General features: G+C 65.8%; 13 protein-coding genes. 8 read left to right on the forward strand and 5 right to left on the reverse strand.

Annotated elements, in window-relative coordinates; translation table 11 throughout:
* The 3 genes from ppgK to ADBZ6I_RS12170 all read left to right on the forward strand — a co-directional run.
* The coding region (gene ppgK / locus ADBZ6I_RS12160; protein WP_526384146.1) for a polyphosphate--glucose phosphotransferase at nt 1-669 on the forward strand (669 nt) is incomplete at its 5' end.
* Between the two features lie 175 nt (nt 670-844).
* Nucleotides 845-2,515 carry an RNA polymerase sigma factor gene (locus ADBZ6I_RS12165; protein WP_526384148.1) on the forward strand — a complete coding sequence of 557 codons (1,671 nt, stop codon included), beginning with the start codon at nt 845-847 and terminating at the stop codon, nt 2,513-2,515.
* 816 nt (nt 2,516-3,331) lie between these two features.
* On the forward strand, nt 3,332-4,372 hold the full coding sequence (locus tag ADBZ6I_RS12170) for a PE-PPE domain-containing protein (protein ID WP_526384150.1): 1,041 nt from the start codon (nt 3,332-3,334) through the stop codon (nt 4,370-4,372).
* Nucleotides 4,373-4,401: 29 nt separating this feature from the next.
* On the opposite strand, the gene ADBZ6I_RS12175 is transcribed toward ADBZ6I_RS12170, so the two are convergent.
* The 3 genes from ADBZ6I_RS12175 to ADBZ6I_RS12185 form a co-directional block, all read right to left on the reverse strand.
* Nucleotides 4,402-4,599, reverse strand: coding sequence for a hypothetical protein (locus ADBZ6I_RS12175; protein WP_526384152.1), 198 nt, complete (start codon nt 4,597-4,599; stop codon nt 4,402-4,404).
* 119 nt (nt 4,600-4,718) lie between these two features.
* Nucleotides 4,719-5,558 (reverse strand): YjiK family protein, encoded by an 840-nt coding sequence (locus ADBZ6I_RS12180; RefSeq protein WP_526384154.1) that lies wholly within the window; start codon nt 5,556-5,558, stop codon nt 4,719-4,721.
* Between the two features lie 38 nt (nt 5,559-5,596).
* Nucleotides 5,597-5,989 carry a DUF952 domain-containing protein gene (locus tag ADBZ6I_RS12185; RefSeq protein ID WP_526384156.1) on the reverse strand — a complete coding sequence of 131 codons (393 nt, stop codon included), beginning with the start codon at nt 5,987-5,989 and terminating at the stop codon, nt 5,597-5,599.
* Nucleotides 5,990-6,126: 137 nt separating this feature from the next.
* Between ADBZ6I_RS12185 and ADBZ6I_RS12190 the strand changes: the two genes are divergently transcribed.
* Nucleotides 6,127-6,318, forward strand: coding sequence for a DUF7455 domain-containing protein (locus ADBZ6I_RS12190; RefSeq protein WP_526384158.1), 192 nt, complete (start codon nt 6,127-6,129; stop codon nt 6,316-6,318).
* Between the two features lie 52 nt (nt 6,319-6,370).
* Nucleotides 6,371-7,360 carry a YhjD/YihY/BrkB family envelope integrity protein gene (locus ADBZ6I_RS12195; protein WP_526384160.1) on the forward strand — a complete coding sequence of 330 codons (990 nt, stop codon included), beginning with the start codon at nt 6,371-6,373 and terminating at the stop codon, nt 7,358-7,360.
* On the opposite strand, the gene ADBZ6I_RS12200 is transcribed toward ADBZ6I_RS12195, so the two are convergent.
* Nucleotides 7,347-7,586, reverse strand: coding sequence for a DUF3039 domain-containing protein (locus ADBZ6I_RS12200; protein WP_313674559.1), 240 nt, complete (start codon nt 7,584-7,586; stop codon nt 7,347-7,349). The two genes, ADBZ6I_RS12195 and ADBZ6I_RS12200, sit on opposite strands and share 14 nt — an antisense overlap.
* 94 nt (nt 7,587-7,680) lie before the next feature.
* Between ADBZ6I_RS12200 and ADBZ6I_RS12205 the strand changes: the two genes are divergently transcribed.
* The 3 genes from ADBZ6I_RS12205 (at nt 7,681) to ADBZ6I_RS12215 (ending at nt 10,020) form a co-directional block, all read left to right on the forward strand.
* Nucleotides 7,681-8,091, forward strand: coding sequence for a DUF3099 domain-containing protein (locus tag ADBZ6I_RS12205; protein ID WP_526384163.1), 411 nt, complete (start codon nt 7,681-7,683; stop codon nt 8,089-8,091).
* 147 nt (nt 8,092-8,238) lie between these two features.
* A complete protein-coding gene (locus ADBZ6I_RS12210; protein ID WP_526384165.1) occupies nt 8,239-9,198 on the forward strand; it encodes a sigma-70 family RNA polymerase sigma factor in 960 nt (319 codons plus the stop codon).
* A 126-nt stretch (nt 9,199-9,324) separates the two neighbouring features.
* The gene (locus tag ADBZ6I_RS12215; protein ID WP_526384167.1) at nt 9,325-10,020 is read left to right on the forward strand and encodes an iron-dependent transcriptional repressor DtxR; all 696 of its coding nucleotides are present in this window, start codon (nt 9,325-9,327) and stop codon (nt 10,018-10,020) included.
* On the opposite strand, the gene ADBZ6I_RS12220 is transcribed toward ADBZ6I_RS12215, so the two are convergent.
* Nucleotides 10,017-11,012, reverse strand: a 996-nt coding sequence (locus tag ADBZ6I_RS12220) for a DUF4192 family protein (RefSeq protein ID WP_526384169.1), incomplete at its 5' end; no start/stop codon positions are given. The two genes, ADBZ6I_RS12215 and ADBZ6I_RS12220, sit on opposite strands and share 4 nt — an antisense overlap.

Here is an 11,012-nt window from a genome sequence, read left to right on the forward strand (position 1 = left end):
GTCGGTGAGCGGTATCGCCTGGAGACACCGCAGCCAGCCACCCCCGAGGCCGTCACAGCCACGGTCGCCGAGGTGGTGAAGCACTTCGACTGGAGCGGCCCGCTCGGCGTCACCTACCCCGGCGTCGTGGTCGACGGCGTCGTGCAGACCGCCGCCAACGTCGACGCCAGCTGGATCGGTCGCGACGTCGCCCACGAGATGAGCACCGCTCTCGGCGGCCAGAAGGTGACCGTTCTCAACGACGCCGACGCTGCCGGGCTGGCCGAGCAGCGGTACGGCGCCGGGCGCAACCAGGACGGTGTCGTGCTGTTGCTGACGTTCGGTACCGGGATCGGGTCGGCCGTCATCCATCACGGAATGTTGTTGCCCAACACCGAGTTCGGGCACATCGAGGTGGACGGTAGGGAAGCCGAAGACCGGGCGGCGTCGTCGGTGATGGAGAACAAGGGCTGGAGCTACCGCAAGTGGACCAAGCAGGTCACCAAGGTGCTGGTCGCGGTCGAAAACGCCATCTGGCCGGACCTGATCATCGCCGGTGGCGGAATCAGCAAGAAGGGCGACAGATGGATCCCGCTGCTGAAGAACCGCACACCCGTTGTCGCCGCTGAGCTGCTGAACAGCGCCGGCATCGTCGGCGCCGCGATGGCTGCCGCCGAGGAGCACCAGTAGGGCTGACCGGGCGCACGGCCTGCGCCTACCGCCGGTGTCGTTACAATGGAACGCGGCGGCCGCCCACCAGAGCGGCGAGATCTGAGATCGATCACGCCGACATTCCCCATAGCCGAGGCTTCTAGGTAGCGCACGCCCGCGTTCGCCGAAGCCCGCAGGACTGAGAGGCTGGTACGTGGCAGCGACCAAAGCAAGCCAGGCAACCACAAAGCCGGCCAAGCGAACCGCCGCCACGACAGAGGAAACCCCTGCGGAGCCCGCCAAGGCCGAGAAGACCACGCCCGCCCGCACGGCCCGAAGCGTGCTGGCCAAGGTAGCCGCTAAGGCCACCGGCCGCGCCACGGCGGATAAGGCCGCCCCCGCAAATGCGGTGGCAGCCCCCGCCGATGAGCCGGCTGCGCCGACAAAGGCCACCAAAGCCGCCCCTGCTAAAGCGGCGGCCAAAGCAGCGCCGGCAAAGGCAGCCAAGGCGCCCGCCAAAACAGCGGGCACGGCAGCGCCGGCCAAAACCACCTCCGCCAAATCGGCCACGGCGGCTCCCGCCAATTCGGCCACGGCGGCACCCGCCAAAGCGGCCACGGCGGCACCCGCCAAGGCGGCAAAGGCTGCCGCTCCCGCTCGCGGCCGCGCCAAGAAGGCCACCGCGGCGGCCGATGCTGTCGGCACCGAGGCCATCGTCGAGGACGACGCGGATTTGACCGTCGAACCCGATCTCGATGTCGCCGAGGACGTCGAACTCGCCGACCTCGAGGCCGTCGCCGATGACGAGGCCGTCGAAGCCGGCGCAGCGGACGCCGTCGCCGATGGCGAGGCCGACGAGGACGTGACGGAACCGACGGACAAGGACAAGGCCTCCGGCGATTTCGTCTGGGACGAGGAGGAGTCCGAGGCCCTGCGGCAGGCGCGCAAGGATGCCGAGCTGACGGCCTCGGCCGACTCGGTGCGGGCATACCTCAAGCAGATCGGCAAGGTCGCCCTGCTCAACGCCGAAGAGGAAGTGGAGCTGGCCAAGCGGATCGAGGCCGGCCTCTACGCCACCCAGAAGGTGGCCGAGATGGCTGAGCGCGGCGAAAAACTCCCAGTCCAGCAGCGCCGCGACATGCAGTGGATCTGCCGCGATGGCGAGCGCGCGAAAAACCATCTGCTGGAAGCGAATCTGCGCCTGGTGGTCTCGCTGGCCAAGCGCTACACCGGTCGCGGCATGGCGTTCCTGGACCTCATCCAGGAGGGCAACCTCGGCTTGATCCGCGCGGTCGAGAAGTTCGACTACACCAAGGGCTACAAGTTCTCCACCTACGCCACCTGGTGGATCCGCCAGGCCATCACCCGCGCCATGGCCGACCAGGCCCGCACCATCCGCATTCCGGTGCACATGGTCGAGGTGATCAACAAGCTCGGCCGGATCCAGCGCGAGTTACTTCAGGACCTGGGCCGCGAGGCCACCCCGGAGGAACTGGCCAAGGAGATGGACATCACCCCGGAGAAGGTGCTGGAGATTCAGCAGTACGCCCGGGAGCCGATTTCGCTGGACCAGACCATCGGTGACGAAGGCGACAGCCAACTCGGTGACTTCATCGAGGACTCCGAGGCCGTGGTGGCCGTGGATGCGGTGTCGTTCACGCTGCTTCAGGACCAACTGCAGTCGGTTCTGGAGACGCTGTCCGAGCGCGAGGCCGGCGTGGTGCGGCTGCGGTTCGGCCTGACCGACGGCCAGCCCCGCACCCTGGACGAAATCGGGCAGGTCTACGGAGTGACCCGCGAGCGGATCCGTCAGATCGAGTCCAAGACCATGTCCAAGCTGCGCCACCCGAGCCGCTCGCAGGTCTTGCGCGACTACCTGGACTAGACCCTCGACTGGGGTGTCGCGCCCGCATGATCGGGCGCGCACCGGGCGCCACCGGAATGATCGGGCTCCACTGCCACTCAAATTATTCCTGATGATAATTTAGATCAGGGGTTATTTTTGCAGACGACAGGTCTGAATTAGGCCCCCCTACCCCGATCGCCAAAGGACTAAAGTCCTCAATCTCCGGGTATATCGTCGCCGCGCTTTGCACGAGTTAGCAAACTTTCGTTCGGCGAGTCGATACTCGTGATGTGCAGGCGACATCAGCTAACGCTCGGACACGAACGCCAGTGTCCGATAGTGGCTATTTCGCAGCTACTCACTTAATAGAATTAGAGACCACCCGTACATTTCCCTTATTAAACGTGACAGTTATAACGTTTCGCACTGCTAATAACCATCAGGTTTTTGCAGATGAAACGGACGATACGTTGAAAAAAATTGCTCACTCAGCCGGCCTTTTTCTCATTTTCGTCGGTTCCGCCGCAACGTCGGCCACCGTGACCGCGGCTGACATCGCAGACGGCACCCCTGCCCAGGCGGTCAGCACCGGCAGCGAGCTGGCAGCGGCGAGCGAACCGGCGCAGCCGGCGGTGACTGGAACCCCGATCGCCGAGACCCCGGTCGACAGCTCCGCGGACCCGACGACGCCAGCGGTCGGCGCGCCTCGCGCCCGGACCAGCCTCGGTGCGGCTCGCGCCGACACCGACAGTTCCGGCGAGCCCGCAGCACAGACGAACCGTGCTCCCAGATCAGCCGCGTCCACACGCGGTAGCAGCAGGCCAGCGGCCTGAACAGCAGAAGAAAGGCTCCATCATGCGTTCACTCTCTCGGTCGGTAGGCATGGCATTGGCCGCAGCCGGTTGCACCGCAGGGTTGGCGTTGACCACCGCGACAGGGGCTGGGGCAGCCAATGTCGTCCTGATGGTCAATGGCATGGGCGCGGGCAATCTCACCGACCTCGCGATGTCCAGCATCTTGGGCGGCATCTACGGCGGCCCTAACTATGTGCGCCAGAACGTCCCATGGCCGCAGCAGGCCCGCCCCGTCACAGGATTGACCAGCATGACGTTGAGCCAATCGATCAACGTCGGCGCCAACAACCTGGACGCGGCACTCGACAGCGCGCTGCTTCAGCTGAAGCCGGGCGAACGCGTCACCATCGTCGGGCTTTCAGCGGGGGCTCTGGTGGCCGACGAGGAACTGCGTCGCCTGACCACTGACCCCACCGCACCCGACAAGAGCAAGCTGGAATTCGTCGTCATCGCTGATTCCAGCCGAATCCTGTTCAACCGCAACCGGTACGACGCTGTGCTCGGCTACACCTACCGACCGCCGGTGGACTCGAAATACAACACCAAGGCGGTGGTCGCGGAGTACGACGGCTACGCGGACTATCCGGATCGTCCGACGAACACCCTCGCCGTGCAGAACGCGATGATCGGGGCCAACATCGTCCACGTCCCGTCGATGGTGACCCCACTGTCGTCGGTCCCGGCAGCGAACATCAAGCAGACGACGAACTCGCTGGGCGGCGTGACGACGAACTACCTGATCCCCACGACGACACTTCCGCTGGTGATCGACAATCCCGCGCTCAAGCCGCAGGAAGCTCAGCTCAAGGCGATCGTCGACTCGGCCTACATCCGCAACGACAAGACCACCGCGGCCGCTTCGACCACGGTCTCGGCGACGACGGCGTCGGTCGTGGAGCAGCCGACCCCGGACATCGACGCGGTGAGCGTCGCCGAACCGGTCTCAGCCCCTGCGGCGCAGGCGGATTCGTTCCACGACAACAGCGACCGGTCGGCTGCGCCCAGGCGGTCGCGGAGCGGGTCGCGAGGGGCGTCGTCGTAGGACGGGCCTAAGACGGACGCAGGACGGGCCTAAGCGCCGGTGAGTCGGTTGTTGCGCCAGGTGTTCTCGTACGCCAGTCGCTGAGCCAGGGCCTCCTGGCTCTTGCCGAACAGCATCGCCCGGTCGCGCTTGACGACTGTCCGCATGGTGAGGATGGCGAGCACCACCATCAGCACAAAGCCCGGCACGGTCAGCGCCTCGTAAAGCCGCATGTTGTCGAAGACCATGATGAACTCCGTTCACTCGTAGCGCCGGATCGGACGGACCCGACATTTAGATTTCGGAGCCACCTGCACGAGGTATGGGTCTGGAAATATGACGTCTTTATGACGCGGCCTAGGCCAAGTCACGACTCCAGCGGCAGCGGTTCCAGGCGCAGCAGGTTCTTACGCGGCGATTTGGTGTCCAGTGCGACGAGCGGTGTGCCGTCATCGAGGATGACCAGGCCTTCGGGGTTCTCCGGCCGACCGGCTATCCGCCATATCGCCTCAGCGTCGACGGTGCCGCCGGCCGGGTCCAGATGATCGGGGAGCCGCGCGATTGCGGCGCCCTGGTCGGAGAGCAGGTACAGGCATCCGTCGGGTCCGATGGTGGCGTCGCTGATGTCAGGCAGTCGCTCGCTCAGATCGGCGCCGAGCCACCACGTCGCGAGCACGGTCAACTCGGCATCGCCCGGCACCGGCGCGACGCCCGGCACACCGCGTCGCCAGCCGACGGGTTGGTCGCCCGCGGGTCCGAACTCCAGAATCGCCGCGGGATCCTTCTCCTTGACCACCAGCAGGTGTCCACGATCGGTGAGCAGCAACGATTCACCGCGCGAGGAACGGTCGCCGAGCCAGGACTGCCGAAGCCGATGTCCATCGGGAACCACCAGGACCAGGGTGCCCAGCAACGCCGGAGCGGCCAGGTCTATCTGCAGAACCAGCGCGGGCTGTTCCTGAAGGATCAGGACGGTGTCGCCACCTGTGGGCACGACGGCTTCGAACTGGGTGCCGCCTTCAGGAAGGCTCAGCCCGGTCAGGTCGATCCCGCGCCACCGCAGCTTCGGCTCCATCGGTGCGACGAAAACCACCGGTTCATGGTCGCCGACAGCAAGTAACTCGCCATCCCTGCGCGCAAGGCCGGAAACCTCGCGCAACGGAATATCGGAGACGTCGCGGACTTCAAGTTTGGCGGGCTGACTCACACCGGTGAGCCTAGGCAGTCGACGGCGGGAGCACGCCACTATGGACCGGTCGGCCCCACCGGACCCGCGACGAGCGGCGCGAAAGCCCTGCCCGGCCCGGGCCGGTACGGCTCGACGCGGACGACCGCGGCGGCGGGCAGGGCACCGTAGAGATGGGGAAACAGCATCGCCTCGGGATCGCCCGGGACGCCCGGCTCCCAACGCAGCGGAGCTTTCAGGACGGTCGGATCGACGTAGAGAAGGATCAGATCGGTGCGGCCGGAGAAGATCCGGTTGGCCGGGTGATGAACCTGCTCCGGCGCCGACAGATGCACGAAGCCCGCCTCGGCCAGCGATGGTGGCCGCATCTCCCCTGCCGCCCGGGCGGCGTCCCACTCACGGGGTGTGCAGAGGTGGACTAACAGTCCGTTCTGGGGGTACCCGTCGGCCATCACCTCAGGATGCCTCATCGGCACGTGAGACACGACACATCATTGTTGGCGGGGAACAAGCCCGCCGTCCGGATCGTCTGAGACAGTAGATGTACCCCGGTTCGCCGCGGGGGCGCTGAGCACCTTTGGAGGAGCCCATGAACGCAACGCTGACCAGTCCGGAACTGACCAGGGCTGATCGCTGCGACCGCTGCGGAGCGGCCGCCCGCGTACGGGCGAAACTCCCCTCTGGGGCCGAACTGTTGTTCTGCCAGCATCATGCCAACGAGCATCAAGCCAAGCTGCGGGAGCTGGAGGCCGTGCTCGAGGTCAGTCAGGTCGACGCCTGACCATCCGGCATCGCCGTGCTAGCGCACGGTGGTCCGGGATTCTCACCACGTCATGACGGCCCCCTCGCCGCTGCCCCCGACGCGCCATCACATTTTGCGCATCGCGAAGCGCACCCTGTCGAAAAGCTGGGACGACTCGATTTTCTCGGAGTCCGCGCAAGCCGGTTTCTGGTCAGTGCTGTCGCTTCCGCCATTGCTGCTTGGAATTCTGGGCAGCCTGGCCTATGTGGCGCCGCTGTTCGGCCCGGAAACGCTGTCGGCCATTCAGAGCCAGCTGATCAGCACGTCGAACAGCTTCTTCTCCAAGAACATCGTCACCGAGATCATCGAGCCGACGATTCGCGACATCGTCCAGGGCGCCCGCGGTGAGGTGGTGTCGCTGGGTTTCGTGATCAGCTTGTGGGCGGGCTCCTCGGCGATCTCGGCGTTCGTGGACTCCGTGGTGGAGGCCCACGACCAGACCCCGTTACGGCATCCGGTCAGACAGCGGTTCTTCGCACTCGGCATCTATGTGGTCATGCTGATGATCGTCACCGCGTCGGCGCCTTTCCTGGCTCTGGGGCCCCGTAAGATCGGCGAGTACATCCCGGAGAGCTGGGACAATGTGCTTCAGTTCGGCTACTACCCGATGCTCGCGCTGGGTTTGGTGGTCGCTGTGACGACGCTCTACCGCGTCGCGCTGCCGGAACCACTGCCCACCCACAGGTTGGTATGGGGGGCAATGCTGGCCACCACCGTGTTCGTGGTCGCCACCGCCGGCCTACGCATCTACCTGCAGTACATCACCCGCACCGGCTACACCTACGGGGCGTTGGCCACCCCGATCGCGTTCCTGTTATTCGCGTTCTTCCTTGGATTCGCAATCATGATGGGCGCCGAGCTCAATGCGGCGATCCAGGAGGAATGGCCGGCCCCTCAGCCGCGCTTGGCGCGGTGGCGAGCGCAATGGCGAGCCCGACGGACCACTGCGGAAGCGGCGCCGACGAGCGGCGTCCCGCCTACATCCGGTGCCGACCAAGCGGCCGTCGTCAGCCCTTCTTGAGCGACTCGTAAATCCGTTTGCAGTCCGGGCACACCGGCGAGCCGGGCTTGGCAGCGCGAGTCACCGGGAAAACCTCACCGCACAGCGCGACGACGTGGGTACCCATCACCGCGCTTTCCGCGATGCGGTCTTTCTTCACGTAGTGGAAGTGTTTGGGCCTGTCAGCGTCCGACCCGTCGTCGACGCGTTCGTCGCTGTCGGTGCGTTCGATCGTATCGGTCTGCATGAAAGACATTGTGCCCGCTGAGACGCAGGATCGGTAAGACTGCCGTAAGAAACAACCCTCGTTTGATCAGGGCCCGGTGTGGAACAGTAACTTCATGGAGCGGGATCTGGATTTCGATGACGAAGGCCGGCCCGTACTCATCACTCAGGCTGAGTACTCCTACGAGGAGCAGCACCGTGCCCGGGTGCGTAAGTACCTCAAGCTGATGTTCTGGCGGATCCCCGCGTTCCTCGCCGCCGCCATCGCTTACGGCATCTGGCACAACGGTCTTCTCTCCCTTGCGATTCTGGCCGCCTCCATCCCTCTGCCGTGGATGGCGGTGTTGATCGCCAACGACCGCCCGCCGCGCCGCGCGGAGGAGCCCCGGCGCTTCCCCGACGCTCCTCAGCACACCGCGCTGTTCCCCCGGGCGGAGCACCGCGCACTGGACGCCGGCTTCAGTTCCACCTCGCAAACCAACGCGCAATCGCGGTCGGCCCAGCCGGGCGAAGAACACTTCCGCTGACCCGATCACCGGGGCATTCTCAGCACATTCTTATAGCGGCGCAGCGTTCACCCAGCTCAGAGGGTGTGAGATGGCCGACGTCGGGGAACTCTTGTGCGCAGTCGGGCGTTGGACCCTTCGATAGCAGGAGCCGATCAGGAGGCACCAATGGCAAACGCCAGCACCACCCGGGTTGACAGCGATCTGGACGCACAGAGTCCAGCCGCGGACCTTGTGCGCGTATATCTGAACGGCATTGGCAAGACAGCCCTGCTCACCGCTGCGGACGAAGTGGAGCTGGCTAAGCGCATCGAGGCCGGGCTCTACGCGCAACACCTGCTGGAGACGCGGAAGCGCTTGAGCGAGAGCCGCAAACGCGAATTCGCGGTCATCGCGCGGGACGGGCAAGCGGCCCGCCGGCATCTGCTCGAGGCCAATCTCCGGCTTGTGGTGTCGCTGGCCAAGCGCTACACCGGCCGCGGAATGCCGCTGCTCGACCTCATCCAGGAAGGCAACCTCGGACTGATCCGGGCAATGGAGAAGTTCGACTACACCAAGGGTTTCAAGTTCTCCACCTACGCCACGTGGTGGATCCGGCAGGCGATCACCCGCGGGATGGCAGATCAGAGCCGCACCATCCGCCTCCCCGTGCACCTGGTCGAACAGGTCAACAAGCTGGCCCGGATCAAGCGGGAACTGCACCAGACGCTCGGCCGCGAGGCCACCGACGAGGAGCTGGCCGAGGAGTCCGGAATCCCGGTGGACAAGATCAACGATCTGCTGGAGCACAGCCGGGATCCGGTCAGCCTGGACATGCCGGTGGGCAGCGACGAGGAAGCCCCGCTGGGCGACTTCATCGAGGATGCCGAGGCGATGTCGGCGGAGAACGCGGTGATCGCCGAGCTCCTTCACACCGACATCCGCCATGTGCTGGCCACGCTCGACGAACGCGAGCAGCAGGTCATCCGGCTGCGGTTCGGTCTCGATGACGGCCAGGCGCGCACCTTGGACCAGATCGGCAAGCTATTCGGGTTGTCCCGGGAGCGGGTGCGCCAGATCGAACGCGAAGTGATGACCAAGCTGCGCAACGGTGACCGCGCCGAGAAACTGCGGTCCTACGCCAGCTGATCGAGTTGCCACCGAGTGTGGCCGCCGGAATTTCCGGCGGGCACACTCGTGTATCGGGGTGTTCGGTGGTAATGATCGTTGCCACATCTGGGCATATAGACTCGCGGTGCGACGAAGGGTGCCCTCATGAACGATCTGGTCGACACCACCGAGATGTACCTGCGCACTATCTACGACCTCGAAGAAGAGGGCGTGGTGCCGCTGCGCGCACGGATCGCCGAGCGGCTGGAGCAGAGCGGACCAACCGTGAGCCAGACGGTGTCCCGGATGGAGCGCGACGGCCTGCTGAAGGTGGCCGGCGACCGGCACCTGGAATTGACCGAGAAGGGCCGTCGACTGGCGATTTCGGTGATGCGCAAGCACCGCCTGGCTGAGCGCTTGCTGCTCGACATGATCGGCCTGCCCTGGGAAGAGGTGCACGCCGAGGCCTGCCGTTGGGAGCACGTGATGAGCGAGCAGGTGGAGCGCCGCCTTCTGCAGGTGCTCGATCACCCCACGGTCTCCCCCTTCGGCAACCCGATCCCGGGTCTGGGACTGCTCGGCGTGGACGGCACCGAGACCGCGCCGGACAACGCCAACCTCGTGCGGCTGACCGAACTCCCCGACGGCGACTCGGTCGCCGTCGTCGTGCGGCAGCTGACCGAGCATGTCCAAGGCGATTTCGAGCTGATCAGCAGGCTCAAGGAGGCCGGGGTGGTACCAAACGCCCGAGTGCTGGTCCAGACCAGCTCGCACGGTGACGTCACGATCGTCGTGAGCGGCCACGAGAACGTCGAGTTGCCCCATGAAATGGCCCACGCGGTGAAGGTGGAAAAGGTCTAACCCGCCCGCCCGAACACGCGTCTGGGCGGCAGACGCACACCGAGGCGCTTCGCGAGCCGATAGCCGGTACCCGCCAATTCCCTGATTTGCTCGGGGCGCATGCCCGACTGAAGAGCGGTATCAAGCATGCCTGCCATCCGGTGCTCGGGGGCACTGCGCAGGGCGGCCTCCAGGGAGATGCCGGCCAGCGGTCCGTCACCGCGGGCATAGGCCGAAAAGGCCAGCAGCACGAGGGCTTCCACTCGCCACGGCTCCGGCAGCGTCCGCGCCAGCAATGCCCACAATGCCTCGGCAGCCGCAGCCTCCGAGCCGACGGCCAATGCGTACAACGTGTCGCGCACCGCGACATCGGTGAGACTGCAGGCCAGTTCGGCGATGTCGGCGTCGGCCGGCCGGGCACCGTCGAGCACCCGAGCAGCGACCGCGATGGCGTGGTGGACATCGCGCCGCCCACGGCCGTCCGGGTCGCTCTGCCAGTCGGCATCGCGGGTCACGGCGCATTCCTCAATCGCGTTCACCAGAGCCGTGGTGCTCGCCGGGTCGGCTGACTCGATGACCGCATGCAGATCATCGCGCCGCGCATAGAGTCGCCTGCCGTCGAGGACTGCGGCAGCGGCCAGCGGCGAAGCGGTCGGGTCTTCGACTATGCCCGCCGCCCCGCACCCGTCAACGCATCGCCACTGTCCGCCCGCTTCGACGCGGTCGACCAGATGGCCCGCGTGCAGCCCTACCTGATGTTCGGCAAGTTCGGAAGCCAGTGTCTCGCACAGCTGACGGTGATTGTCGTTACACATCGGGCAGAGCGCCCCGTCGGCATCGATGATCACCGCGACCACCGTCTCAGCGCCAGATGAGGCAGCGATCTCGGCGAGGCGACCCAGGTTGGACTCCAAGTCGGCGGACAGATCGGCCCGCATGACCGCCCCGATCCGGCCGTCCTCCTCCAAGGACACCACGACCAGGGATTTCTCCGGGACGAATCCAAGGACGGC

The sequence above is a fragment of the Mycobacterium sp. genome, from assembly GCF_044342925.1.
Lineage (GTDB): Bacteria > Actinomycetota > Actinomycetes > Mycobacteriales > Mycobacteriaceae > Mycobacterium.